The sequence below is a fragment of the Chryseobacterium sp. CS2K3 genome (genome assembly GCF_059515185.1).
This window is the reverse complement of the sequence record NZ_JCAKRW010000004.1, coordinates 191,018-216,582: the sequence shown is the minus strand read 5'-3', so window position 1 is coordinate 216,582 and position 25,565 is coordinate 191,018. Positions and strand designations below refer to the sequence as shown.

Here is a 25,565-nt window from a genome sequence, read left to right as displayed (position 1 = left end):
CATAAAAAAACCGATTTTTTTTATATATTTGTCAAAATCTAAAAATCAAAAATGGCAGAATACAAATTATTGCTTCCTTCCATGGGAGAAGGTGTTATGGAAGCGACAATTATCACTTGGTTATTCAATGAAGGTGATAACGTAAAAGAGGATGACTCTGTAGTAGAAATTGCAACAGATAAAGTAGATTCAGACGTTCCGACACCAGTTTCGGGGAAAATTGTGAAAATTTTAAAGCAAAAAGATGAAGTTGCAAAAGTAGGCGAGCCCATTGCTATTTTAGAAATTGAAGGAGAAGGCACTGCATCAGAAGAAACAACAACTGAAATGCCGGCTGCTACTCCGGATACTGAAACATTAAAAACAATTGAACAGCCATTACAAACTGCAGCTGCTTCAAATGTAGAATTCTCCGGAGATCTTTACTTATCTCCACTTGTAAAATCAATTGCACAACAGGAAAATATTTCTGAAGCTGAGCTGAAGTCTATCAAAGGAAGCGGTTTAGAAGGAAGAATTACTAAAGAAGATATATTAGGATTTGTTGCTAACAGAGGAAATCAACCTGCTCCACAGGCTGCTCCTGTACAGACAGCTGCTACTCCACAACCGGCAACGTCTGCTCCGGCAGCTACCATCCCGGTAAGTGCAGGTGATGAGATCATTCCAATGGACAGAATGAGAAAAATCATCGCTGAAAACATGGTGAAAGCAAAACAAATTGCGCCTCATGTAACTTCTTTCATTGAAACAGATGTTACCAATGTGGTAAAATGGAGAAATAAGAACAAAGCAATCTTCGAAAAACGTGAAGGTGAGAAACTAACGTTTATGCCAATCTTCGTGAAAGCTGTTGTAAAAGCGATTCAGGATTTCCCAATGATCAATGTTTCTGTAAATGGTGAAAACATCATCAAAAAGAAAAATATCAACATCGGTATGGCAACTGCTCTTCCAGACGGAAACCTTATCGTTCCTGTTATCAAAAATGCAGATCAATTATCACTTTCAGGTCTTGCAAAAGCAATCAACGACTTAGCTTACAGAGCAAGAAACAAAAAATTAAGACCTGAAGATACGCAGGGAGCAACTTATACCATATCTAACGTTGGAAGTTTTGGCAACCTTATGGGAACACCAATCATTCCTCAGCCTCAGGTTGCTATCTTAGCAATTGGAGCTATCGTTAAGAAACCAGCAGTTCTTGAAACGGCAGATGGTGATGTAATTGCAATCAGAAACTTAATGTTCATGTCTCATTCTTACGACCACAGAGTAGTAGACGGATCTTTAGGCGGAATGATGCTTAAACATGTTCACGACTACCTTGAAAGCTGGGATCTGAATACAGAAATATAAGTATAAATAATCAGTAATGAGTAATTGACTTATTGTTGATTACATGATAAATAAAAACCTTCGATCAGATCGAAGGTTTTTTTGTTGGATTGTTGTCTGAAAAATTTTATCTTTAAAACAAACAATTACAAATGGATCTTGACTTCAGAAAAATATATGTTACTAAACTGTTTAATTTCTCCAAAGAAGATGAAAAAATAATCTTTGAAATTCATGATCGGTTATCTGAAAAATTCACAGTATCTGTTGTAGAGATTGAGGATTCTCCCTATCCTCAGTTTAAATCCACTGACATCAATTTTTTACAAGAGCCAAAACTTTGTTATCATATTACAGACAATACGAATACCAATAGCTTTCATCTTTTCTTTGTAAATACAATAGGAACAACAGCTAAGGGAACTCGTAAGACTGATGAATCTGACACATTAGAAGTTTGGGGGCTGAAGAAAATGAATGAAGATTTCGGTTTTATTTCCATTAATAAGAAAAAACTGGCAGATAAAATTGCAGGTATATTCAGCCGCTTCAATATTAATTTTAAAGAAAGCAAAGATTTTAAAGATTTTTATGTGTTGGGAAGTGATCCCTATACGACCATGGCATTTTTAAATCCTCATCGAAAAGAGGCTATAAAGTCTATTACTGATAATGATTTTAAGCTTGAAATCAAAAATAATATTGTTGGTTTAGCTATTCCAAAAGCCATAAGTGTAGAGAACGCTTTAATGATCTCAACGTTTTTGCAGGAAATTTAAATCTCAGATTTTTGCCTTAATTTAAATTCCTCAAAACCCAACAAATGCTGAAAATTCTTGTTATCATCCGTAAGTCCATTAAAAACTCTTTCGACAACATCCGAAATGAGCAGCTGAAGTATAATCTTCTTCAGGCAATTCCTTTTTGGATCGGATCTGTGATTACTGGTTTTTTTGCTGTATTATATGCCCAAATATTTGCCTGGGGTGAAAACCTTATGAATTTCATTTTTGATTGGCATGCGTGGATGATTTTCATTATTGCTCCTATAGGTTTTGTCCTTTCATGGTGGCTGGTAAAAGAATTTGCACCCAATGCTAAAGGAAGTGGTATCCCTCAAGTGATGGCAGCTGTAGAGCTAGCTAATCCGAAGGAGCATAGGAAGATCAAAAACCTGTTAAGTCTTAAAATTATCATTTTTAAAATCATTTCTTCCGTTGTACTGGTTATTGGAGGCGGTGCCGTAGGTCGTGAGGGTCCTACCATTCAAATCGCAGGTTCTGTTTTCAGAAAAGTAAATGAATATCTTCCTGAATGGTGGCCCAAAATTTCCAAAAAGAACATGATTATGACAGGTGCTGCAGCAGGTCTTGCAGCTGCTTTTAACACACCTTTGGGAGGAATTGTATTTGCTGTAGAAGAATTATCCAAAACACATATTAATTACTTTAAAACAGCTTTATTTACAGCTGTTATTATTGCAGGTTTAACCGCTCAGACATTGGCTGGGTCTTATTTATACCTTGGTTATCCCAAAACGAATGATGTTTCTTTAATGGTAATGTTTCCTATCATCCTTGTAGCTGCAACAGCGGGCATTCTTGCCAGCCAACTCTCCGTTATTATGCTTAAAATTAACGGGTGGAAAAAGAAAACTTTAAAAACAGATAGAGCAAATGTAGTATTCCTTGTTATATCTGCGCTGATTATTGCATCCATCGCTTATTTTATTAACCGTGAAATTCTGGGTTCCGGAAAAGAGATTATGGAACGTGTTCTTTTCACAAAGGATAAACATGAAGACTGGTATGTTCCAATTTTAAGGATGCTGGGTCCTGCCCTATCTTTCACTTCTGGTGGTGCCGGTGGTATTTTTGCTCCAGCTTTAACCGCCGGAGCAAGTATTGGTTCTGTGATCTCGGGAATGATTCATTTAACTCCCAATGAGACCAACGTTGTTGTTTTAGGTGGAATGGTAGCTTTTCTTACCGGAATTACCCGTGCCCCCTTCACTTCAGCGATCATTGTATTGGAAATGACCGACAGGCATTCACTGATTTTTCATCTGATGCTTGCCGGCATGGTTTCTTCTATTGCCTCTATTTTAGTGAGCAGACACTCATTGTATGATGTATTGAAAGTGAATTTTTTAACGGAACTCCGAAAAGAATAACGATATAAACATCATAAAAAAGACCTGATTTACAGGTCTTTTTTCAGCATTATATTTAAATCTTTAAAAGCTTCCAAAACATTAGCGGCAACTTCATAATCGGTCAATTTAATCACTAATTTACTCAGCTCTCTTTTAGATTTTGTATTCTTATAGGTTACAATATTTAAATAAGCGATATTATCTTTTCTTTTTGATACTTCATGAAAAGCCACCACTTTACTTATATCCCACAGGTCACCTTCATGAACAATACGTCCTTTTGCATTCAGGGAATTGATTTTAATATTTTCTCCCTCAAAATCAGCATGCAATGACAGATCATTTCTATCACGATCAATTCCATATTCGTTGATTCTGGTTAGAATAAAATTTTTAGCGTCATCAGCAGTTTTATATTTTCCTAAGATCTCTGTCTTACCATTGCTGTAATTAATTTGATATATTTCAGATTTATTGAGAGAATGAGTAGGACCATCCAGATAATCCAGTTCTTTGTAAGTAATACCAGATGCGTTTACTTCTACAATTTTAGCGTCAAAAGAGTTTCCGTTTTTCTTTACAATTTTATCCTGAGAATAAGATAAAACACCCACTAGGAATAAGGGTAATGTATAAATTTTAGACTTCATGAAATAATAATTTTCATCCACAAAGCTACAAAAAACGACATCAACCCTCAAGCACCCGCCATAAATACGCGGCTATTTCACAAATACTCTTGCATATTAAAAATATAATCTCTAATTTTGCACCTCGAAATAATTAACAAATTCATTTAACATTATGAACAATTACGAAACTGTTTTCATTTTAACTCCCGTTCTATCTGAGTCACAGGTAGAGGAAGCAGTGAACAAGTATGTAGATCTTATCAAAGAAAAGAACTGCGAAATCGTTGCTAAAGAAAACTGGGGATTAAAAAAATTAGCTTACCCAATCCAATTGAAAAAGAACGGGTTCTATACTTTAATCGAATTTAAAGGAGAAGGTTCTGTAGTAGCTGACTTAGAATTAGCATTCAAGCGTGACGAGAGAGTAATCCGTTACCTTACTACTAAACTTGACAAGCACGCTGTTGAGTATGCTGTAACTAGAAGAGCTAAAGTAAAATCAGCTAAAGCTTAATTAATTAACCCTATTTTTTAAAAAAGACAAGACATGGCAATAGATGAAATGGCTAAACAAGCCTCAGCTGGAGGAGAATCAGAAGTAAAATTCCTTACTCCGCTTGATATCAATACAAAATCTGAAAAGAAATATTGTAGATTCAAAAAATACGGAATTAAGCACGTTGATTACAAAGATGCTGATTTCTTATTACAATTTGTAAACGAGCAAGGTAAAATCTTACCAAGAAGATACACTGGAACTTCTTTAAAATACCAAAGAAAAGTTTCTGCTGCTATCAAAAGAGCAAGACACCTTTCTTTACTACCTTACGTAGCTGACTTATTGAAATAAGACAAAAAATAAATAAAAGAAGAGGTCTCCCTCTTCTTTTGTTGCTGAATAAATCATTAATTCTAACTTGATTTTAGACTATAATCTAAGATCTAAAAAAGGACAACAACAATGGAAATTATCCTAAAAAAAGACGTAGAAAACTTAGGACTTGAGTTTGATACAGTAAACGTAAAGCCAGGTTATGCTAGAAACTTCTTAATTCCTCAAGGAATTGCTCTTTTAGCTACACCTAAAAACAAAGCTGCTTTAGAAGCTACATTAGAAGCTAGAAAAGAAGAAGAAGCTAAATTAATCGCTGCTGCTAACGCTGTAGTTGAGCAATTGAAGAAAACTTCTATCACTATTCCTGCAAAAGTAGGTGCTGGTGATAAATTATTCGGATCTATCAACAATGCTGATCTATCTGCTGCTTTAGAAAAAGCTGGAGTTTCTGTAGAGAAAAAATATATCAAAATTCCTGGTAACACTATCAAGAGAACTGGTAAATTTGCTGCTCTTATCAGACTTCACAGAAATGTTGAATACAACTACGAATTCGACATCGTTTCTGATGCTCCAGTTGTAGCTGCTCCTGCTGCTAAGAAGGAAGAAGCTAAATCTGAAGAAGCTTAATAAGCGACTGAGAATTTCTCACCATACAAGACCACTTCATTTATTTGAGGTGGTTTTTTTGTATCATTATACTTACTACCCCGTCTTTTTGCGTTGCAAAAATCCACCCCTTCAGAAAAGGGAAATATAGGACGTACTAATGAAATTTTATGCAAGTAGAAGATTGGATTTTGCTTTATATAATTAGAAACAGCTATCCCATAGCGTGTATCTTGTAAACACTTTACACAACGCTCCTGCTCTCAAACTCTCAAACTACCTATCTCCTCTTAATTTCTGCTGATATTCAGTAGGAGCTACTCCAATAACTTTTTTAAAGATATTACTGAAAGAAGACAGACTATTGTATCCTACCATCATTGCAATCTCATACATATTATATTTATCTTCCAACATAAGCTCCAAAGAACGGGTAATTCTTAAAGCCCTGAGAAAACGGACGTAATTCATCCCTAAAGTCTCTTTAAATTTTCTTGAAAGGGTTCTTGTACTCATTCCGAATTCTTTTGCCGTAGATTCGATGGTAAGAGGCTTCTCAAGATTAGCATGGATATATCTTGCAATCTTTAGTAAGGTTTCATCTTTCGGGAATGGGTGCTGAACGGGAAATGCAAGATTTTTATCTCTTTTTTCGGGTAAAACACCCTTTAAAGCTTTAAGAAAATAATATTTTGATCCATCATTTTTTGTGATTTTCCCATTCCAGTCTTTGGTGTATAAAATCATTTCCCGAAGAAGCTCATTCACTGAATAAATATTAATTTCATCAAAAAAGCCACTTTCATCATCTTCTTTTTTCATGTAGAAATTATATAAATCAACTTTTGGACTGGTAGAAAACAAATAATGAGGAGTTCCTGCGGGAATCCACATAAAACATCTTGCCGGAAGATACCAGTGTTTTAAATCAGTAAAAACATGCACAATACCTCCTTCTGCATAGACTAGCTGTGCAGAACTGTGATAATGAATCTCTGTTGTAATATTTCCTGTAAGGACATGATAAACATAAAATTCAGCATCTTCGTCTTCTACTGCTTTAAAATGACTGTTATTCATGAAATAAAGATACTAAGTTTTTTGAATATGGCGTAAATGAACAAATCTTTTTCTGTTTTCACAAATCGTGTCCACAGTCTGTCGTCGTAAATTTGCAGTATCAAAATCATTTTAGCAAAAATCCTTTAATTAATTTATGAATATGATATTTAACGCATGCCGATATCAGTGCATCGCGTTGTGCTTATTATTGAGCAACCTTTTACACTCACAGATGATAGATTACCAACATCTTGGTTTACAGCAGGCTATAGAGATTGGTTTAAAAAACAACAAAAATATCCAGATCAGCCATTTAAAACAGGAAATGTCCGTCACAAAGGAAAAAGACCTGAAAATGGAAAAACTGCCGGATATTGAATTTCATACCAGCTACAACCAGGTTACCAACCTTTTTCAGTATCAAAACGGCGTATTCAATAAGCCTACAAAGTACGATGTTATCAATGGAATGTATGATTTTACTTTATCGGCTTCCATTCCGGTTTATATGGGAGGAAAAATAAAAAATACAGAGAAAAAAGCTGCTATTGACACTGAAATTTCTACTTTAAGAACTCATCTTGATGAAAGACAGCTTAAAATGGAGATCATTACTGCTTTTCTGCAAATTCATCACCTGAAAGAACAGCAAAGTCTTATCAGTGATAAAATGAAGGAGGATTCCATCAATATCAAACAGGTAAAAGCTTTGAAAGCAAATGGTGTAGTGACCGTGAATGAGGTTTTAAGAACGTCTTTACAGCTTTCCAACCACAAAATGAGCTGGACAGAGCTGGATAACGATATACAAATTGCTGAACACAAACTGAAAACAATTCTTTCACTTCCGGAACCTCAGGAAATGCATGTGGACACAGAGGATCTTATCTCGGATAAAGAGGCTATTCCTTATATTGATCAGCTTACAGAAACGGCTTTAAACCAGAATGAATCTGTAGGGATGACCCATAAAAATCTATCATTAAAAGAGCTGGATCAGAAAATCACCAGAGCAAATTATTTACCTAAAGTAACTGCGGGCGGAGAATATTTTTTAAAGTATCCGAATATGATGTTTTTCCCTCCTGAACCTTATGCCTATCGTTTGGGGATGATTGGTGTAAACCTGAGCTATCCTATCGAAAACCTGTATAAAAACAAATACAAAATGCAGGAAGCCAAAGAAAATATCAACCTGGCAAAACTGCAAATTGAAGAGAATGATGAAAAGATCAGACATAATGTGTATGAAGCTTACAAGAAGTTTGAAGAAACCGAACAAAAGGTAAAAATTGCTGAAGAAGCTATTGACCAGGCAAAAGAAAACTATCGTATTGTAAGAACAAAATATGCCAATAAGTTAAGCCTTATCACTGAACTTATTGATGCGGACAACACGTATCTGGAAGCTGAATCTAATCTTATCTCCGTAAAAATTAATCGTCAACTAAAATATTATCAACTCCAATACACGATTGGAAACTTATAAAAACTATGGCACAGAAACAACTGACACAAAAGGAAAAAAGAATCAACAAGACAATTACTTTACTTGCCTGGATTCTTATCATCAGCGGAGTCACAGGAATGGTAAGTTTTTATCTTTTTTCGAGGAAAAATGTTACAACCAACGATGCACAGATCGAACAATATATTACACCGGTATCCAGCAAGGTTTCAGGGTTTATCAAAGCTATAAAGTTTAATGAAAACCAATTTGTACGCAAAGGAGATACTTTAATCATCATTGACAACAGAGAGTTTGTAAACCAGGTACATATGGCAGAAGCGAATCTTCATGCCAACACTGAGAATATTACAACAATCCAAAGCAGTGTAAATACCAAAGAAAGCGATTCCAAAATCATTGATGCAAAAATTGCTTCTGCAAAAATTGACATCTGGAGAACGGAACAAGACTATAAAAGATATAAAAATCTATTGGCTGAAGATGCTGCAACAGAACAGGATTTTGAAAATGTAAAGGCTTCTTATGAACAGTCAAAAGCAAATCTATTAGCATTGGAGCAACAGAAAAACTCTGTAAAAGCCGGAGCTAACGAACAACAAACCAGAGTAGCCCCTGCAAAAAGCCAGATTCAGCAAAGTTCTGCTAACCTGAACAATGCCAAGTTATTTCTTTCTTATACCGTGATTACAGCTCCATATGACGGCTGGGTTGGTAAAAAAACCATTCAGGAAGGACAATTGATTAAAGAAGGACAGGCTTTGGTACAAATCGTAAGCAAAGAAAAATGGATCATTGCCAATTATAAAGAAACCCAACTTGGACAAATCGATTCCAAGCAGGAAGTTATCATTACCGCAGACGCTTACCCTGACATTGAATTCAAAGGAAAAATTCTTTCTGTTTCTCCTGCATCAGGATCTCAGTTTTCATTGGTAAAACCTGATAACGCAACCGGAAATTTTGTAAAGATTGAACAAAGATTTCCTGTAAAAATTATTCTTGATCAAAATAAAGATAATGAAAAACTGCTTTCCGGTATGAATGTTCTGGTGAGCGCTAAGAAGATTTAAGTTTGAGAGTATGAGAATAGAAAACATACAGTTTTATATCATTTTCAAATTCATTCATTTTCAAATAAATTATTTTTTTGCGAAAAGGCAAAATCGCAAAATGCAAATCTGCTAATTTTTTCTTTAAGCATATTTGTCATTTTACCTTTTACTCTTTTTTACACCTTTGCCCTTTTGTCTTTTCGCATTTTTAAACATTACCAAACGGCTGGATTGCAAAAAAGCTTTCTTAGCCTTTACCTTTTTGCTTCTCAAAAAACTATGCAACATAATACAGTTTATCATAAATGGGTACCACAATGGCTGAAACTGCCGCTTCTTGTACTGGCATTGTTTCCCCACCTGATGTTGTTGTCGCTGTTACATTCCAATAGTGCCTTCACATCTTCTTTTATGGATGTTGACTCAGATGACATCCAATACCTAATGATTTTGATGTACGGGACATTTGTGGTTACCCTTTTAGTTTTACAGAGATTTATGGCGTATTTCAGCGTAAAATACTATGTTTTGCTGATGGCTTCCGTTTCTGTGATTATTCTTTATGTCTTATCCGTCACCAATGATTACCATGTCATTTTGGTCATTCGATTTTTAGAAGGAATCTTCGGATTACTGGAGGGTGCTATTTTTCTTCCTTTAATTATTGCTGAATTAAAAACAAAACACGCCAAGGTTTTCGCCTATCTTTTGATGTATGCTATTATGCTTACCGGTGGAACAATAACAACTTCCTTATTGAAATCAAGTATCGAAAATTATGATTTTCAGCATATGGTTTTAATGATGGTTTACTTTCATGTCTTTGTTCTCATCATTGGAATCGCTATTTTTAATAGAAACAGATTTTTTCCAAAAAAACCTTTATATCAATTGGATATTACCAGTTGGTTTTTACTTTGGGTTTGTTTGCAGGCTGGTGGTTACGCTATCATTTACGGAAAAAGACTGATGTGGTTTGAATCCGATACTATTATCATGTGTCTGTTCATATTTTTACTTTCAGGAGGCTTATTTATGCTAAAACAGAGAAATTCTAAAAGACCCTTATTTCATTATGAAGTTTTCAGCTCAAAAAATGTACTTGTTGGGATGTTTCTCTTCTTCATCTTTTACATCATCCGATCCGGATTAAACAATGTTTACAGCATTATGGCTACCGTCTGGAAATGGCCATGGGATTATATTGTGAATATTCAATACTGGAACGTTGCCGGAACCCTTTTGGGGGTGTTTTTATCAGGAATCTGTCTGGTAAAAGGAATTTCTTCCAGAATCGTTTTCTTTACAGGATTTCTGTTATTGGCGATAGATTGTGCATGGTTTACTTATACATTTTATCCGGATACTACCCTTTCCACGATATGTCCGCCATTATTTTTACAGGGTGTTGCCCAAGGATTATTATTTACGCCGCTCGTTTTCTTCCTTATTTCAGGAATGCCGGAAGAGTACGTTTCCAATGCTACAGCCATTGGAACTACAACGCGTTTCTGGACAACAGCCATTGGATATGCCTTAATGCAAAATTTAATGCTATTTTTAACTTTAAAACATGCTGATACTTTAAGTTTTAATCTTACCGACACTAATCCTGTGTTCTATAGTCAATGGAATCAGATTTTCGGAGCTCAGATTTCAAAATTACCTGTCAATGAATCACTTTCTATGACAGCAGGAGCTTTTAAAGCAAAAATAACAGCGCAATCTATTCTTTTATCCAACATGGAAATATTTACAGGATTGTTCTGGCTGGCTTTAATTACAGCTCTCCTATTACTCCTTTATCATCCGGTTAGAATAGCAGTTAGAAATATTATGTAAGAAGGAAGCTGGAGGCTGGAAGAAAAGAAGTTTCTGAAACTCTGAAAGAATAACTCCAGTATACTTTAATAACTATTCTATAAAACGACCCAAAAATAAAGTCCATTTCCCAAACGTCAAAAATAACTACCAGCCTCACTTCACTTTGGCTAGTTTATTGTTGCTTGCTTTTCATAACAATATCATCCCCGGATTTAAAAGCTATCGTATGGAAATTGAAAAAGTTTTACAGAGTCAGAGAGATTTTTTTAAAACACAGCAAACCAAAAGTCTTGCCTTCAGAAAAATGTATCTTGAAAAACTACGAAATCTTATTATTTCCAAGGAAAATATGTTGTATGAAGCGATCTATAAAGATTTTAGAAAATCAAAATTTGATACTTATACTACAGAAATTTCCTTTATTATAAAAGATATCGATTACTATCTGAAAAATTTAAAAGCTCTCGCAAAGCCTAAAAAAGTAAGTACAAATCTGGTAAATCAACTGGGAAGCAGTAAAATTCATTCTGACCCGTTAGGTTGTACTTTGGTGATAGGAGCATGGAATTATCCTTATCAATTATCCCTATCGCCCGTCATTGCTGCCATTGCTGCCGGAAACTGCTGTATTTTGAAACCCAGTGAAATTGCTGAAAATACAATGAAAGCAATGTCTCAAATCATCAATGAAAACTTTCCATCAGAATACCTGTACGTATACGAAGGCGGAATTGATGAAACGACAGACCTCTTAAAACTAAAATTTGATAAAATATTCTTCACCGGAAGTACCAAAGTAGGAAAGATCATTTATAAAGCTGCCGCAGAACATTTAACACCCGTTGTCCTTGAGTTAGGCGGAAAATCACCAGCCATTGTAACGCAAAATGCTAATCTTGAAATAGCTGCAAAAAGAATTGTCTGGGGAAAATTTTTGAATGCCGGACAAACATGTGTTGCTCCGGATTACTTATTAGTTGAGGAATCCATTCAGGAACAATTTCTGGAAATGTTGAGAAAATATATTAAAGAATTTCAATACAGCCCCGAGGCAGATCAGTATCCTCAAATTATCAATCAAAGAAATTTCCAGCGCTTAACAAAGCTTATTAATCATGATAAAATATACTTCGGAGGAAACTTTGATGAAGAAAACCGATTTATAGAACCTACCATCTTTAATAATGTTGATTGGGAGGATGAAATCATGCAGGACGAAATTTTTGGTCCTCTACTTCCTGTTATCAGTTTTAAAAATTATCACAGTGCTTTGCAAGCTATTCTTGAACTTGAAAAACCACTTGCCGCTTACCTTTTTACTAATAATTCTGAAGAAAAAGAACATTTTACCCAAAAGCTTTCTTTTGGTGGTGGATGTATCAACGATACGGTGATGCATTTAAGCAATGATAATCTTCCATTTGGAGGTGTAGGAACTTCCGGAATTGGAAATTACCATGGAAAATTCGGTTTTGAAGCCTTTTCACATCAAAAATCTATTCTTGAAAAAGCAACCTGGGGTGAACCGAATATAAAATATCCGCCTTATTCTGAAAAGAAATTAAGCTGGATAAAAAAACTATTATAATTTTTTTAAACACGATTGACCCAAGTTGAACTATAATTAAAAAAATAAATCCAATAAATTGAAAAAGGTTGTTTCTCTCGGAAACAACCTTTTCTTTTTAGATTATCTGGTATAAAATTCTTTTTAAAGAAGTTTTCCGTCTTCAAGGAATTTTTTAACCTTTTCCTTGCTGTATCCTTTACCTTCTTCCAGCACTTCACTTTGCTGTACATGAACTTTCTTTCCGTTCTTATCTAAAACAATAAAGAAAGGATAGAATTGCTGTTCTTTAATATTGATATACTGGGCAAAAGTCTTTTCATTCTTATTATCAGGAGAATAATTTAAATGATAATACAAATATTTTTTATCTACAATTTCTTTCAATTCAGGAGTTTCCTGTACAAAATTATTGAAACGAAGACACCAGATACACCAGTTTCCACCAGCCTGAATAAGAATTTGTTTCCCTTCTTTCTTAGCCTGGGCAACTAATTTTTTAATATCAGCCTGTGCATCAGCCTTTGGATTATAAGGTTTAGGAAGTTTAGCTTTCTCTTCTGCAGCTTTTTTCTTAGCATCCTGCTCTGTTTGTTGAGCCGGTAAATTCGTCACTTCTTGTGAAAAAGCAAGGGAGCTTAATCCCAGAAAAGCAATCAATGTCAATTTTTTCATAACATAAAAGTAAAAAAATAATACTTATCTCTCAGCAAAAATAGAACCATAATTTTATTATCACTAAATTTGCGTGTTTTATGAGCTTCTTAATTAAAATATTATTTTTCGTCTCCAAACTTCCGCTTAGAATATTGTATGTATTCTCGGATGTTATTTTCTTCCTAAATTATTATCTGGTAGGTTACAGAAAAAAGGTGATTACCCAAAATCTTAAAAACTCCTTCCCGGATAAATCTGAAAATGAGATCAGAAAAATCCGAAAAAAATTCTATCGTAATTTCTCCGATTATCTCGTAGAAACAATAAAATCATTCAGTATTTCTGAAACTGAGGCTAGAGTGAGAATGCAGCACATCAATCAGGATCTGTTTCATGAGGTGAAAGCGGAGGGTAAAAATATAATTTTACTTGCCGGTCATGTCTTTAACTGGGAATGGATAAATGCTTTGGCAAAAATTGTCCCGCAAAAGCACTGTCATCCGGTTTACAGAAAGGTAAACAGTAATTTTTGGGAAAATCAGATGAAAAAAGTCCGAAATAAATTCGGAAATGAAGCACTTGAAGCTAATGAGGTAATCAGAAATATATTTAAATCTCCTAATAATGGTGATTCTATCTATATGTTTGTTGCAGATCAGACCCCTCATTTTTCTCATGTGAGTTATGGTTTGGAGTTTCTGAATCAACGAACTCCTGCATTTATAGGATATGATAAATTGGCAACGAGAATGGATCTTGCTTTTATTTATTGTGAGATGAAAAAAGTAAAGCGTGGTTATTATCAGGTCAATTACTACAGAATCTATCCGGATCAGGAAAAATTCACAGAAAATGAAGTGGTAAAAAAATTCCATAAGCTATTGGAAAATACTTTACACAAACATCCTGACAACTATCTGTGGTCACATAGAAAATGGAAGTATCAGGACTCTATCAAAAATTTTGATTCTGAAAAAAAATAGATTTACATGCAGAAAAAACTGGCGGTTGCCATCTTAAACTGGAACGGAAGAAATTGGCTTGAAAAATTCCTTCCCGGTGTAGTTCAATTTTCTCAAAATGCAGATATTTATGTCATTGACAATCTTTCTACGGATGATTCTATAGAATTCCTGAATACTCACTTTCCTACCGTAAAAGTTATTAAAAACAATGAAAATTATGGTTTTGCAGGCGGTTATAATGAAGGATTAAAAGAAATTAAGAATGAATATTACTGTCTTCTTAATTCTGATGTAGAAGTGACCGAAAACTGGATAGATCCTGTTCTTGAACTGTTTGAAAAAAATACTACTTCTATTTCTGCTATTCAACCTAAAATTTTATCTTATAACAATAGAAATTCTTTTGAATTTGCGGGTGCTGCAGGCGGTATGATAGATAATCTTGGATATCCCTACTGTCGAGGACGTGTATTTGATGATTTGGAAGAAGATAACGGACAGTATGATGATGAGGCAGAAATTTTCTGGGCTTCCGGATGCTGCTTTTTTATTCGTTCAAAAGATTTTTGGGAACAGAACGGTTTTGATGCAAGATTTTTCGCTCATCAGGAAGAAATTGATCTTTGCTGGAGACTGATTAATACTGGTAAAAAGATTTTCTATACAAGCAAATCTAAGGTATTTCATGTAGGTGGCGGAACTTTGAATAAACAGAATGCACAGAAAACCTATCTGAATATCCGAAACAACCTGTCAATGATGCTTAAAAACCTTCCTTTTCCTAAATTAATAGGGCTTATTTTTTTCAGATTATGTCTGGATGGCGTAGCAGGAATTTATTTTGGACTGAAACATGGTTTCCCTCATCTTTGGGCAATTGTAAGAGCTCATTTTGGTTTCTACGGACAACTTCCGGGAACATGGAAACTTCGTCAAAAACATCAGAAAAACGACTTCTACCAATCAAAATGGCTAATTTTCAAGCACTTTTTGGGAGGAAAAAAGTAAATAGATTATAGGAATAAGATACGAAGTAACAGGTTATAGGGAGTTATAAATAATAGTTACTTTTGAACTTAATTGAAACATTTTAAAACGAAACAACCACCGGAAAACTCACAATAATTTATAATTTAATACAATGGATTTCTGCGCTATAGATTTTGAAACGGCAACTCACGAAAAAAGTTCAGCATGTGAGATGGGAATCTGTATAGTACAAGATTCTAAAATTGTAGAAACTAAAACCTGGCTGATCAAACCACCAAGTTTTCCTTATTTTAATAAGTTTAATATTGCAGTACATGGAATTCAGCCGCAAGATGTAAAAGATGCTCCTACGTTTGATGAAATTTGGTATGAAGCTCAGGATATGATGTATGGGAGTTTAATGATTGCTCATAATGCAGGTTTTGATGCATCTGTTTTGCGAGGGTGTCTTCAACATTATGGAATGTTTACACCCAGTATTAATTACCTGTGCAGTATTCAGCTTGCCAAAAAATCATGGAATTATTTGCCAAAATATGGATTAAAACCATTGGCTGACTATCATAAAATTGATTTTACCCATCACAGAGCCGGGGCTGATGCAGAGGTTTGTGCAAAAATATCTTTATTGGCCTTTGAAAAGCTATTTATTACCAGAAATGATGAAATAAATGATTCAGCATTAAAAAATCATATAAAAAAACTATAACTTTAAAACAAAAAACCATGAAAAAACTCTTATCATGCATTACCGCAATTGCCGGTACTATTGTCTATGCACAAACAGCACTTCACGGTGCAGACTGGAATCTAAAGAAAATTGTAATAAATAATATTACTTATCCTCTCCCTCAGAACAGTGAAATGGGAAGCCCTATTTTAACTTTTTCAGCTACTCCTAACACTCCTCCACCTCCGGCTTCAACAACCAGTATGAGCAGTCCTATTTGTGGTACTACAATATGGGCATTAATCTATAACAACGAAATAACAGCTAATAGTTTTAATTTCTGGTCTCATGGAACTGGAGCTCCAACCAATTGTACTATGCCGGAAAATATAGCTTTCCACACGAAATACAATGATTATTTCAGTATGGGTTCCAATATCTACAACTATCAAATCTTGGATAATGGCGGGATGAGAAATCTCATTATAACCAATAGCTTAGGACATCAGGCTTTTTATCAATCTGGAGTTTTAGGTACAAAAGAGCCCCAATCTCGACTATCGGATAAAACAATAAGTATTTACCCGAATCCTGTAAAAGAAGGCTTCGTTTATCTAAAAACGACAGATCATGTGGAATGGGTAAAAGTGTATGATATGGAAGGGAAATTAATACTTCAAAACCTTTCTTCTGATCTTGAAATTAATGTCTCTAACCTGCTAAGAGGGAGCTACTTTATGGAAGTAAAATCTCAAAGTGGTATTAGTAGACATCAATTTATTAAAGAATAATTTTAATTACTCAAAACTTCAGATAATAAATTAAATTTTGGGATATCAATCTCAAAAGTCTCCTGTGTTTCAAGGTTTTTAACCAGGTATTTTCCGCTCATATTTCCTACACCGGAACGGAGCATCACATTGGAGAAATACGCAAAATTTTCGCTGGTTCCTATCTCAGGAGTCAAGCCGATAATTCCATCTCCAATAATTTCTGTGTATCCAAATCCTACATCAAAGATGAGCCATTTTCTTTTCAGTACTTTTATAGGAAAGCTTCCGTCATTTTCTATGGTTATATTGTACTTGAAGACATAACGGTTTTCGGATGGATAACTATTCTTACTATCATATTCAGGGATTACTGAAACTTTGATATTGGAAGTCATTTTTGAAAACATCATTATAGTATTTTCTTAATAGATACAAAAATCTCGCCTTTTTTAAGGCGAGATTATATATTTATATTATAATTTTATTAAAACTACAATCCAAGACCTTTTCTTTCGTCTCCACCCATTAATACTTCAACAGGATTGTCGATACCTTCTTTTACCGCTACAAGGAATCCTACAGATTCTTTACCGTCGATAATTCTGTGGTCATAAGACATTGCTACATACATCATTGGTCTGATTACTACCTGTCCGTCAACAGCTACTGGTCTCTGGATGATGTTGTGCATACCAAGGATTGCAGATTGTGGCGGGTTGATGATTGGTGTAGATAACATAGATCCGAAAGTACCACCGTTTGTAATAGTGAACGTACCACCAGTCATTTCGTCAACTGTAATTTTACCGTCTCTTACTTTTGTAGCAAGATCTTTGATGTTTGCTTCAACAGCGCTGAAAGACATGTTTTCTGCATTTCTCAATACAGGAACCATTAATCCTTTAGGACCTGAAACTGCGATGGAAATATCACAGAAATCGTAGTTTACTTTGAAGTCTCCGTCGATAGATGCATTTACATCAGGATACATTTGTAATGCTCTTGTAACTGCTTTTGTAAAGAAAGACATGAAACCAAGTCCAACTCCGTGCTTTTGAGCGAATTCTTCTTTATATAGTTTTCTTAATCTGAAGATTTCAGACATGTCAACTTCGTTGAACGTTGTTAACATCGCTGTTTCATTCTTCACAGACACTAGTCTTTGAGCGATTTTTCTTCTTAAAACTGAAAGTTTAGTTGTAGTAGTAGATCTAGAACCTGTAGCCGTAAGAGGGCTTCCTCCTAATGCAGGAACTGCTGCTAATTCAGCATCAGTTTTAGTGATTCTTCCGTCTCTTCCTGTTCCTGAAACCTGAGCAGCATTCATTCCTTTTTCGTCAAGGATTTTCTTAGCAGCAGGAGATGGAGCTCCTGTAGCATAAGTTTGAGGTGCAGCAACTGGTGCAGCTGGTTTTGGAGCTTCTTGTTTAGCTGGTTCAGCCGCTTTCGGAGCTTCTTCTTGTTTTGGAGCTTCAGCAGCTGGTGCAGCACCTTCTGGTCTTGCAGCATCCATATCAATTAAACAAACTACCTGACCTACTTGTACTACATCACCTTCTTCTGCTTTTAAAGTGATAATACCACTTTGTTCTGCCGGCAATTCAAGAGTTGCTTTGTCTGAGTCTACTTCAGCGATAGGTTGATCTTTTTCTACATAATCACCATCTTTTACAAGCCAAGTTGCAATTTCAACTTCTGTAATTGATTCGCCCGGTGAAGGAACTTTCATTTCTAAAACTGACATATCGAGTATTTTTTATTTTTTAATTGATTATTATTTAAATTAAGCTGTAACTGGTCTTTTTGCAGGGGCATCGTCTCTATCGAAAACTCTGTTGATCACTGCATTTTGGTTTTTCTCAAACATTTTGTGGCTACCTGGAGCCGGAGCACCGCTTGGTACCGGAGAAACTACCTGGATTCCTGTATCTCTGAAGTTTCTTAAGATATAAGACCAAGCTCCCATGTTTTCAGGTTCTTCCTGAGCCCACACTAATTGTTTTCTGTTTTCGTATTTGTTGAAGATGGCTTCAATAGCATCCGTTTGAAGTGGATATAGCTGTTCAAATCTTACTAATGCAATATTTTCACAGTTTAATTCTTCTTTCTTCGCTAATAATTCGAAGTACAGTTTACCTGAACAAAGAACTAATTTTTCTACTTTTTTAGGATCTGCAGTTGGGTCGTCTAAGATCGGCTGGAATGAACCTGTAGCGAAATCTTCAAGTGGAGAAACTACTTTAGGGTGTCTCAATAAAGATTTAGGGCTCATTACTACCAATGGTTTTCTGAATGCCCATTTCAACTGTCTTCTTAACAAGTGGAAGTAGTTAGCAGGAGAAGTAATATTTGCTACCACCATGTTTTCATTAGCACAAAGTGTTAAGAATCTCTCCAATCTTGCTGAAGAGTGTTCTGCACCCTGACCTTCTGAACCATGAGGCAATAACATTACCAAACCGTCCTGAATTTTCCATTTTTCTTCTGCAGCAGCAAGGTACTGGTCAACTATGATCTGAGCACCGTTCACGAAGTCTCCGAACTGAGCTTCCCAGATGGTTAATGTATTTGGAGAAGCCATTGCATATCCATAATCGAAACCTAGAACACCGTATTCTGAAAGGTGAGAGTTGAATACATCAAATCTGCTTTCTGAAACATGTCTTAATGGAATGTATTCTTCTTCTGTATCTTCTGTTTTTACAACAGCGTGTCTGTGAGAGAATGTACCTCTTTCTACATCTTCCCCGGAGATTCTTACATTGTGACCTTCCACAAGCAATGTAGCATAAGCCAACCACTCTCCTAATGCCCAGTCTAATGAATTTCCTTCAATAGCCTTGATTCTGTTTTCGAAAAGTCTAGTAATCTTGTTGATGAACTTTTTATCAGCCGGAAGTGTTGACATTTTAAGCGCCAACTCTTTCAATTTAGCTAAGTCATATTTTGTATCAACAGGTAACTGAACTGCTCCTCTTTTTCCGATTGGATAGTTTACCCAATCATCAGCCATGAACAGATCCATTACGTTTTTCTCAATTTCTTTAGAAGCATCAAAGTCTTTATCTAAAAGGGCTTTGAAATCAACTTCCATTTTCTTGATAATATCGTTAGAAATTACGCTGTCGTTGATTAATTTATCTTTATAAATTTCTCTTGGGTTCGGGTGCTTAGAAATTGCCTTATAAAGGTTAGGCTGTGTAAATCTTGGCTCATCCCCTTCGTTGTGACCATATTTTCTATATCCTAATAGATCGATATAAACATCTTTCCCGAATTTAGCTCTATAGTCTGCAGCAAAGTGAATGGCATGAACTACTGCTTCAGCATCATCAGCATTTACGTGCATTACAGGAGATTCTGTAACTTTTGCAATGTCTGTACAATATGTTGAAGATCTCGCATCCAGAAAGTTGGTGGTGAAAGATACCTGGTTGTTTACAACGATATGAACAGTACCTCCTGTTCTGTATCCTTCAAGGGTCATCATCTGAGCTACTTCGTAAGCAATACCTTGTCCTGCAATAGCACCGTCACCGTGGATGATGATTGGCAATACTTTAGAATAATCTTTATATTTATCGTCTACTTTCGCACGGCAGATTCCTTCTACTAGAGCTGCCACTGTTTCAAGGTGAGATGGGTTTGGGGTAAGGTTGATACAAACTTCTTCTCCTGAAGCTGTTTTGATCTTTTTAGATGATCCTAAGTGATATTTAACGTCACCTGAGAATACATCTTCTTCGAATTCTTTTCCTTCGAATTCTGAGAAAATCTGCTTGTAAGATTTCCCGAAGATGTTTGACAATACATTTAATCTTCCTCTGTGTGCCATACCCAATACTACTTCATCTACTCCTAATTGAGAAGATCTTGAGATCAATTGGTCTAAAGCAGGGATTAATGTTTCACCACCTTCTAATGAGAATCTTTTCTGACCTACAAATTTTGTGTGAAGATAGTTCTCAAAAGCAACGGCTTGATTTAATTTTAATAAAATTTCTGTTTTTTCGTTTGCAGAAAGGCTTGGATGGTTTTCATTTACCTGAAGCCATTTTTTGATAAAATCTTTTTCTTCAACGTTGTTGATGTATGTATATTCTACCCCGATAGAATCACAGTAGATATTTTCAAGGTGCTTGATCAAGTCTGCCAAAGTAGCAGGCTCTTTCATTCCTGTTTCAACAGCACAGTTGAATTTTGTATTTAAATCTGCTGTAGATAAACCGAAGTTTTCGATATCTAAAGTAGGGGTATAGTGTCTTCTTTCTCTAACCGGGTTTGTTTTTGTAAACAGGTGCCCTCTTGTTCTGTAAGCCTCGATAAGGTTTACTACTTTAAATTCTTTCTTGATGTGTTCAGGAACTTCTCCGCTTGATACTGCCTGAGAAATCTGTTGTACTGCCGGAGCAGCGTTGACCGAAGTCTGAATAAACTGGATGTTATCGTCATCTCCGTAGTTCTCTAAAGCGAAATCGAAGCCTTGGAAGAAGGCTTTCCATGATGGTTCTAAAGAATCCGGGAATTTTAAGTACTGTTGGTATAAATCCTCAATTAACTGAGAATGAGCTGCGTTTAGGAATGAAAATCTGTCCATTATTACAGTTTATCTATTTATTAAAATTTATTTGTAGAATTAATCTTCAAATTTAATAAAAAAAACCGAGTTAGAACAGTCTGAAACCGTTAAAAAAAATTACTTATACACTGATAATGAGAGCTTCATGTTCACCTCTTGTCCTTCCATTGGACGCTCTATGAAGGTCTGACGGATATCACCGAAGCGCATCTCGTCTTTTTTGGCTTTCAGAATAAGCTGCTGAATTGCCTTAATTCGTCCTTCGTAGCTTCCTTTGTAGTACATCACGTAGTTTTGTGAAGGATTTACGGATCTAAAATTGAAATTATTATCCGATACTCCAATTTTCTTGGAAAGTGGAATTCCAAGGAAGTAAGAAACCTCTTTATCTTTGTAATTGTCGGCATCAGTCATCAGAATAGGATACCCGAATTCATCATCTCTTTTTCCAAGATCCATCGTTACAAAATTGTAAACTTTGTTATAGTTCATCACTATATTTTTGTAAAGGGCATCCTTCTTATTGGAAGTACTTACATTGATCCCAAGCAGCAATTTGTCTTCTTCATTTTCTACCATTAAACTGTCATATTTAATCGCAGCCATCTGATTATCTTTTTCAACCTTATTTCCTAATGAATTTTTAAGATTGACCATACTTTTATTGATATTTTCAGCAAAACGATCTTCCGTCCAGAAATTTTCCACCCTTCTCCAAACAGAAAGTTTCGGAGTATGCACATACCATGTAATTTTGGTCTTTTCGGCAGAAATTGCCTTGAATTTAACGTCTACTAAGGTCGGATTTTCGTTTTCATCTTCAAAAAGCTGATATTTCAGGGTCTTGTTCAGATTCTCGTATCGGATGAACATTTCTCCATCTGTATCATTTTTAGGATCTACATAGCTTATGGCACTTCCCTGCCCTTCATATGGCGTATAATAATCTATATCTATCGTAGGTGAGCTGGTAAAAAAGTTGTTCCACCTTGTAAAGTTCTGAAGGTTATTAAACTGTGCAAAGACTTTATCTACGGGATAATCAATCTCTTTTTCTACAGTAAAATTCTTGCTTTCATCCACGAAATAATACATGGAAGCAGCATAGGCTCCTCCTAAAAGAACAATAATTACAGTTAATATTTTAAAAATACGCATCGCACAAAAGTAATACAAATAAAAAAAGTGAACAATATGCTGCTCACTCTTGTTTTATGTTTAACAATAATTAACCTATTTAAAGATTGGAAGCGGGATGAGGGAAGCTGGAAGTTACTGTTATTCCAATGATTACTAACCTTCCTTCTATTAAAAATTATTATTTACAAGCTTTTAATAAGGGAAAAACCATATTTATCACTTCGACTGCAATAACTTCCAGCCTCCAGCCTCCAGCTTCCCTCTTCCAGCCCAATTTTTCACAAATCTTTCAATAAAGAACAACTATATCCATCACTTTGACTGCAATAACTTCCAGCCTCCAGCTTCCCTCTTCCAGCTCAATTTTCACAAATTTTTCAATAAAGAAAAACCATATCCATCACTTCGACTGCAATAACTTCCAGCTTCCCTCTTCCTTAATTTATCACCCAATATGAGTTCCCGGAGGAAGAATAGCGCCTTTTTTCACGACAACAATTCCATCCTGTACGGAATGGGTACCATAATCACCATCCGGAATATGTTTTCCACCGATGATCTTTACGTTGTCTCCGATATAACAGTTTTTGTCCAGGATAGCTTTTTCAATATAGCAGTATTTGCCAATTCCCATATTCGGGCGTCCTTTTCTGTCATTCCTTACAATTTCTGTAGTATTCTGATAGAAGTCGGCACCCATTACATATGAATTAACAATCGTACTTCCTTTGTCAATCCTTGTTCTGTTTCCAATCACCGAATTTTCAATTTTGTCTGCCATGATGATACATCCGTCTCCAAAAACTGCCTTACTTACGTATGAACCGTTAATTTTTGATGGCGGAAGCATTCTCGCTCTTGTATAAATAGGTGAAGAGGAGAAAAGATTGAACTGTGGAAGATCCAGACAAAGATCCAGATTAGCTTCGTAGAATGATTCTATTGTTCCGATATCCGTCCAGTATCCTTCATACTGATAGCTTAGCGTTTTGTATTTTCCGATAGAGTTTGGAATAATATCTTTTCCGAAATCATCACCGGCTCCTTCATCAAACATTTTTTTCAGGATAGTCTTTGTGAAAATATAAATCCCCATAGAAGCCAAAAATTCTTTTCCTTTATGTTTATTTTCGTCTGAAACTTCGGATTGTAAGCCATCCAGCATATCATAGCCAGGTTTTTCATAGAAAGAGGTAATGTTTCCGTCATCATCAGATTTTAATATCCCAAAACCTGTGGCATCTTTAGCATTTACAGGAATAGTAGCAATGGTCAAATCGCCTCCGTTTTCAATGTGAAAATCCAACATTTCTCTGAAATCCATCTGATAGAGCTGATCTCCGGAAAGAATTAAGATATAATCATAATTATATTTTTCAAGATGTTTCATTGATTGACGTACGGCATCCGCTGTTCCCTGATACCAGCTATCGTTTTCGACGTTCTGCTCAGCGGCAAGAATATCTACAAATCCTTGACTAAAGATATCAAAATGATAAGAATTTTTGATATGTGAATTTAAGGAAGCGGAATTAAACTGAGTTAACACCAGAATTTTATTCAATCCTGAGTTCAGGCAGTTTGAAATAGGAATATCCACAAGCCTGTATTTCCCTGCGATGGGTACGGCTGGTTTTGATCTTGTATACGTTAATGGGAATAATCTTGTGCCTCTGCCTCCTCCCAGTACAATAGAGATTACATTTCGGTTCATAAATATCTTGCGTTTTTATTTTATTAGTGTAACGGTTATCTTTTTGGTGTTTATAAAGTCTGATTTTTTTTATTTCGACTTCAAATTAATCACTGCGGTTATACATTATTAATTACTGATGGTTCAGTTTCTATATAAAGCTATATATTTTTCTGCAGATTTCTCCCATGAAAAATCAAAATTCATATTGGCATGAATAAGATCTTCCATAATTTTCTTCTGATTATAGATTCCGAGGGCTCTATTCATCGCATGTACGATATCATCCACTCCTGCATAGGTAAAGTTCAATCCGGCTCCTCCTGTTGAAATATCTTCTACGGTATCTCTTAATCCGCCTGTATATCTCACTACCGGAATGGTTCCGTATCTCATGGAATACATCTGATTCAGTCCGCATGGTTCTACTCTTGAGGGCATCAGCAGAAAATCGGCAGATGCATAGATCTTATGTGAAAGATGTTCTTTATATCCCAGATCAAGGGCAAAATTGGTATAGGTATAATCGTATTCCTTTAATTTATTTTCAATATAGGTATTTCCTGAGCCTAATATCATAATATTTAAAGCACCATAGCTTTGTTTAATGCTTTTCCAGACAACATCAGGAAGAAGATCTGCACCTTTTTCTGTAGCAAATCTACCAATAAAGGCAAATAATGGAAGGTTGGGCTTTAAACCATATTCTTTACACAGTTTTTCCTTGTTCTTTTTCTTTTGAGCTACAGCATTTTCATGATTAAAATTAAAATCAAGCATCGGATCGGTTGCAGGGTTCCAGACTTCTGTATCAATTCCGTTGATAATTCCATAGGCTTTCCCGAATTCCTGACGAACAAGACTTTCCAATCCGCGGAAGCTTATAAACAGTTCTTCCAGATATCCTTCGGAGACTGTCGTAAAGGCATCAGCACATTTGATCATGCTTGCCAATGGATTTATCATTCCGTTCCAATCCATCAATCCCCATTTATAAGAGTCAAAAGAAGGCATATAATTCGCCATGTTCCAGCTCATCATTCCCTGATACTCTCCATTATGAATGGTTCCGACTGTTTTCACTCCTTTTAAAAACTGAAATTCAGGACAGTTTTCAACCATAAAAGGGACTAATCCTGTATGGTAATCATGGCAATGTAATACATCCGGTTTTATTTCCATTGCACACATCCAATGCAATACGCCTTGTTGAAAGGCAAGAAACTGAAAGCTTTCATCCTGATATCCGTATGGGTTGTCTCTATCCAGCAGTCCGGGAATTTTCACCATATAAAGCTCAAATCCTAATACGTCAGATTTTTCTTTTATCACCTGAACCTGCAACATATTGGGTCCTTGGTGAATGAATCCGTCAAACACCAGCTCAAATTCATGGTCATAAACAAAAGGTTTGTTGTACCAGGGCATTACAACCTTAGCATTGACTTGTTTTATTTTATTCTGATACTTGGGTAAAGCTCCCACCACATCGGCTAGACCTCCTACCTTAGCAATCGGATAACATTCTGTACTTAAGTGATAAATAACCATTT

Annotated in this window: 23 protein-coding genes; 14 read left to right on the top strand and 9 right to left on the bottom strand. The window is 35.5% G+C overall.

All coding sequences use genetic code 11. The features are described 5' to 3' along the window. The first annotated feature begins 51 nt into the window (after window positions 1–51). The 3 genes from AC5YGG_RS08380 to AC5YGG_RS08370 all read left to right on the top strand — a co-directional run bounded on the left by AC5YGG_RS08380 (window position 52) and on the right by AC5YGG_RS08370 (window position 3,511). Entirely contained in the window at window positions 52–1,359 is a 1,308-nt protein-coding gene (locus AC5YGG_RS08380; protein WP_496144071.1) for a dihydrolipoamide acetyltransferase family protein, read from the top strand. 131 nt (window positions 1,360–1,490) lie between these two features. Further along, on the top strand, window positions 1,491–2,117 hold the full coding sequence (locus tag AC5YGG_RS08375) for a hypothetical protein (RefSeq protein WP_496144070.1): 627 nt from the start codon (window positions 1,491–1,493) through the stop codon (window positions 2,115–2,117). A gap of 44 nt (window positions 2,118–2,161) precedes the next feature. Further along, complete coding sequence (locus AC5YGG_RS08370; protein WP_496144069.1) at window positions 2,162–3,511, top strand: chloride channel protein; 1,350 nt, start codon at window positions 2,162–2,164, stop codon at window positions 3,509–3,511. Between the two features lie 29 nt (window positions 3,512–3,540). Here AC5YGG_RS08370 and AC5YGG_RS08365 read toward each other — a convergent pair whose 3' ends face one another. Further along, window positions 3,541–4,143: a hypothetical protein gene (locus tag AC5YGG_RS08365; RefSeq protein ID WP_496144068.1), complete on the bottom strand. Its 603-nt coding sequence runs from the start codon at window positions 4,141–4,143 to the stop codon at window positions 3,541–3,543. A 154-nt stretch (window positions 4,144–4,297) separates the two neighbouring features. Here AC5YGG_RS08365 and rpsF point away from each other — a divergent pair, with 154 nt between their 5' ends. The 3 genes from rpsF (at window position 4,298) to rplI (ending at window position 5,590) form a co-directional block, all read left to right on the top strand. Continuing rightward, on the top strand, window positions 4,298–4,639 hold the full coding sequence (gene rpsF, locus AC5YGG_RS08360; RefSeq protein ID WP_045497373.1) for a 30S ribosomal protein S6: 342 nt from the start codon (window positions 4,298–4,300) through the stop codon (window positions 4,637–4,639). A 33-nt stretch (window positions 4,640–4,672) separates the two neighbouring features. After that, entirely contained in the window at window positions 4,673–4,975 is a 303-nt protein-coding gene (rpsR, locus tag AC5YGG_RS08355) for a 30S ribosomal protein S18 (protein ID WP_034706728.1), read from the top strand. Between the two features lie 111 nt (window positions 4,976–5,086). Then, entirely contained in the window at window positions 5,087–5,590 is a 504-nt protein-coding gene (gene rplI / locus AC5YGG_RS08350) for a 50S ribosomal protein L9 (protein ID WP_047095724.1), read from the top strand. A gap of 255 nt (window positions 5,591–5,845) precedes the next feature. Here the strand turns inward: rplI and AC5YGG_RS08345 are convergent, their stop codons facing one another. Next, window positions 5,846–6,649: a helix-turn-helix domain-containing protein gene (locus AC5YGG_RS08345; protein ID WP_496144067.1), complete on the bottom strand. Its 804-nt coding sequence runs from the start codon at window positions 6,647–6,649 to the stop codon at window positions 5,846–5,848. 214 nt (window positions 6,650–6,863) lie between these two features. Here AC5YGG_RS08345 and AC5YGG_RS08340 point away from each other — a divergent pair, with 214 nt between their 5' ends. The 4 genes from AC5YGG_RS08340 (at window position 6,864) to AC5YGG_RS08325 (ending at window position 12,566) form a co-directional block, all read left to right on the top strand. Beyond that, window positions 6,864–8,120: a TolC family protein gene (locus AC5YGG_RS08340; RefSeq protein ID WP_496144066.1), complete on the top strand. Its 1,257-nt coding sequence runs from the start codon at window positions 6,864–6,866 to the stop codon at window positions 8,118–8,120. A gap of 5 nt (window positions 8,121–8,125) precedes the next feature. Next, a complete protein-coding gene (locus AC5YGG_RS08335; RefSeq protein ID WP_496144065.1) occupies window positions 8,126–9,172 on the top strand; it encodes an HlyD family secretion protein in 1,047 nt (348 codons plus the stop codon). A 261-nt stretch (window positions 9,173–9,433) separates the two neighbouring features. Beyond that, entirely contained in the window at window positions 9,434–10,996 is a 1,563-nt protein-coding gene (locus AC5YGG_RS08330) for an MFS transporter (RefSeq protein WP_496144064.1), read from the top strand. Window positions 10,997–11,204: 208 nt separating this feature from the next. Then, entirely contained in the window at window positions 11,205–12,566 is a 1,362-nt protein-coding gene (locus AC5YGG_RS08325) for an aldehyde dehydrogenase (protein ID WP_496144063.1), read from the top strand. A gap of 123 nt (window positions 12,567–12,689) precedes the next feature. On the opposite strand, the gene AC5YGG_RS08320 is transcribed toward AC5YGG_RS08325, so the two are convergent. Continuing rightward, window positions 12,690–13,220, bottom strand: coding sequence for a thioredoxin family protein (locus AC5YGG_RS08320; protein WP_496144062.1), 531 nt, complete (start codon window positions 13,218–13,220; stop codon window positions 12,690–12,692). 80 nt (window positions 13,221–13,300) lie between these two features. Between AC5YGG_RS08320 and AC5YGG_RS08315 the strand changes: the two genes are divergently transcribed. The 4 genes from AC5YGG_RS08315 (at window position 13,301) to AC5YGG_RS08300 (ending at window position 16,618) form a co-directional block, all read left to right on the top strand. Then, window positions 13,301–14,185: a lysophospholipid acyltransferase family protein gene (locus AC5YGG_RS08315; RefSeq protein ID WP_496144061.1), complete on the top strand. Its 885-nt coding sequence runs from the start codon at window positions 13,301–13,303 to the stop codon at window positions 14,183–14,185. A gap of 6 nt (window positions 14,186–14,191) precedes the next feature. Then, entirely contained in the window at window positions 14,192–15,175 is a 984-nt protein-coding gene (locus tag AC5YGG_RS08310) for a glycosyltransferase family 2 protein (RefSeq protein WP_496144060.1), read from the top strand. Between the two features lie 133 nt (window positions 15,176–15,308). Beyond that, a complete protein-coding gene (locus AC5YGG_RS08305; protein WP_496144059.1) occupies window positions 15,309–15,866 on the top strand; it encodes a 3'-5' exonuclease in 558 nt (185 codons plus the stop codon). A 17-nt stretch (window positions 15,867–15,883) separates the two neighbouring features. Continuing rightward, complete coding sequence (locus tag AC5YGG_RS08300) at window positions 15,884–16,618, top strand: T9SS type A sorting domain-containing protein (protein ID WP_496144058.1); 735 nt, start codon at window positions 15,884–15,886, stop codon at window positions 16,616–16,618. Between the two features lie 2 nt (window positions 16,619–16,620). Here the strand turns inward: AC5YGG_RS08300 and apaG are convergent, their stop codons facing one another. The 6 genes from apaG to AC5YGG_RS08270 all read right to left on the bottom strand — a co-directional run bounded on the left by apaG (window position 16,621) and on the right by AC5YGG_RS08270 (window position 25,563). Then, window positions 16,621–17,010, bottom strand: a complete 390-nt coding sequence (gene apaG, locus AC5YGG_RS08295) for a Co2+/Mg2+ efflux facilitator ApaG/CorD (protein ID WP_496144057.1) — start codon at window positions 17,008–17,010, stop codon at window positions 16,621–16,623. Between the two features lie 80 nt (window positions 17,011–17,090). Beyond that, on the bottom strand, window positions 17,091–18,344 hold the full coding sequence (odhB, locus tag AC5YGG_RS08290; protein ID WP_496144056.1) for a 2-oxoglutarate dehydrogenase complex dihydrolipoyllysine-residue succinyltransferase: 1,254 nt from the start codon (window positions 18,342–18,344) through the stop codon (window positions 17,091–17,093). A gap of 39 nt (window positions 18,345–18,383) precedes the next feature. Continuing rightward, on the bottom strand, window positions 18,384–21,197 hold the full coding sequence (locus tag AC5YGG_RS08285) for a 2-oxoglutarate dehydrogenase E1 component (protein WP_496144055.1): 2,814 nt from the start codon (window positions 21,195–21,197) through the stop codon (window positions 18,384–18,386). Between the two features lie 99 nt (window positions 21,198–21,296). Then, window positions 21,297–22,337: an SRPBCC domain-containing protein gene (locus AC5YGG_RS08280; RefSeq protein WP_496144054.1), complete on the bottom strand. Its 1,041-nt coding sequence runs from the start codon at window positions 22,335–22,337 to the stop codon at window positions 21,297–21,299. A gap of 427 nt (window positions 22,338–22,764) precedes the next feature. Continuing rightward, on the bottom strand, window positions 22,765–24,033 hold the full coding sequence (locus tag AC5YGG_RS08275; RefSeq protein WP_496144053.1) for a glucose-1-phosphate adenylyltransferase: 1,269 nt from the start codon (window positions 24,031–24,033) through the stop codon (window positions 22,765–22,767). Window positions 24,034–24,156: 123 nt separating this feature from the next. Then, window positions 24,157–25,563, bottom strand: coding sequence for a glycogen synthase (locus AC5YGG_RS08270; protein ID WP_496144052.1), 1,407 nt, complete (start codon window positions 25,561–25,563; stop codon window positions 24,157–24,159). Window positions 25,564–25,565 lie beyond the last annotated feature (2 nt).

What these genes read in the sequence shown, in the direction of transcription:
- AC5YGG_RS08380 (WP_496144071.1), top strand. Translation starts at nt 52, where the DNA reads ATGGCAGAATACAAATTATTGCTTCCTTCCATGGGAGAAGGTGTTATG.
- AC5YGG_RS08375 (WP_496144070.1), top strand. Translation starts at nt 1,491, where the DNA reads ATGGATCTTGACTTCAGAAAAATATATGTTACTAAACTGTTTAATTTC.
- AC5YGG_RS08370 (WP_496144069.1), top strand. Translation starts at nt 2,162, where the DNA reads ATGCTGAAAATTCTTGTTATCATCCGTAAGTCCATTAAAAACTCTTTC.
- AC5YGG_RS08365 (WP_496144068.1), bottom strand. Translation starts at nt 4,143, where the DNA reads ATGAAGTCTAAAATTTATACATTACCCTTATTCCTAGTGGGTGTTTTA.
- rpsF (WP_045497373.1), top strand. Translation starts at nt 4,298, where the DNA reads ATGAACAATTACGAAACTGTTTTCATTTTAACTCCCGTTCTATCTGAG.
- rpsR (WP_034706728.1), top strand. Translation starts at nt 4,673, where the DNA reads ATGGCAATAGATGAAATGGCTAAACAAGCCTCAGCTGGAGGAGAATCA.
- rplI (WP_047095724.1), top strand. Translation starts at nt 5,087, where the DNA reads ATGGAAATTATCCTAAAAAAAGACGTAGAAAACTTAGGACTTGAGTTT.
- AC5YGG_RS08345 (WP_496144067.1), bottom strand. Translation starts at nt 6,649, where the DNA reads ATGAATAACAGTCATTTTAAAGCAGTAGAAGACGAAGATGCTGAATTT.
- AC5YGG_RS08340 (WP_496144066.1), top strand. Translation starts at nt 6,864, where the DNA reads ATGATAGATTACCAACATCTTGGTTTACAGCAGGCTATAGAGATTGGT.
- AC5YGG_RS08335 (WP_496144065.1), top strand. Translation starts at nt 8,126, where the DNA reads ATGGCACAGAAACAACTGACACAAAAGGAAAAAAGAATCAACAAGACA.
- AC5YGG_RS08330 (WP_496144064.1), top strand. Translation starts at nt 9,434, where the DNA reads ATGCAACATAATACAGTTTATCATAAATGGGTACCACAATGGCTGAAA.
- AC5YGG_RS08325 (WP_496144063.1), top strand. Translation starts at nt 11,205, where the DNA reads ATGGAAATTGAAAAAGTTTTACAGAGTCAGAGAGATTTTTTTAAAACA.
- AC5YGG_RS08320 (WP_496144062.1), bottom strand. Translation starts at nt 13,220, where the DNA reads ATGAAAAAATTGACATTGATTGCTTTTCTGGGATTAAGCTCCCTTGCT.
- AC5YGG_RS08315 (WP_496144061.1), top strand. Translation starts at nt 13,301, where the DNA reads ATGAGCTTCTTAATTAAAATATTATTTTTCGTCTCCAAACTTCCGCTT.
- AC5YGG_RS08310 (WP_496144060.1), top strand. Translation starts at nt 14,192, where the DNA reads ATGCAGAAAAAACTGGCGGTTGCCATCTTAAACTGGAACGGAAGAAAT.
- AC5YGG_RS08305 (WP_496144059.1), top strand. Translation starts at nt 15,309, where the DNA reads ATGGATTTCTGCGCTATAGATTTTGAAACGGCAACTCACGAAAAAAGT.
- AC5YGG_RS08300 (WP_496144058.1), top strand. Translation starts at nt 15,884, where the DNA reads ATGAAAAAACTCTTATCATGCATTACCGCAATTGCCGGTACTATTGTC.
- apaG (WP_496144057.1), bottom strand. Translation starts at nt 17,010, where the DNA reads ATGATGTTTTCAAAAATGACTTCCAATATCAAAGTTTCAGTAATCCCT.
- odhB (WP_496144056.1), bottom strand. Translation starts at nt 18,344, where the DNA reads ATGTCAGTTTTAGAAATGAAAGTTCCTTCACCGGGCGAATCAATTACA.
- AC5YGG_RS08285 (WP_496144055.1), bottom strand. Translation starts at nt 21,197, where the DNA reads ATGGACAGATTTTCATTCCTAAACGCAGCTCATTCTCAGTTAATTGAG.
- AC5YGG_RS08280 (WP_496144054.1), bottom strand. Translation starts at nt 22,337, where the DNA reads ATGCGTATTTTTAAAATATTAACTGTAATTATTGTTCTTTTAGGAGGA.
- AC5YGG_RS08275 (WP_496144053.1), bottom strand. Translation starts at nt 24,033, where the DNA reads ATGAACCGAAATGTAATCTCTATTGTACTGGGAGGAGGCAGAGGCACA.
- AC5YGG_RS08270 (WP_496144052.1), bottom strand. Translation starts at nt 25,563, where the DNA reads ATGGTTATTTATCACTTAAGTACAGAATGTTATCCGATTGCTAAGGTA.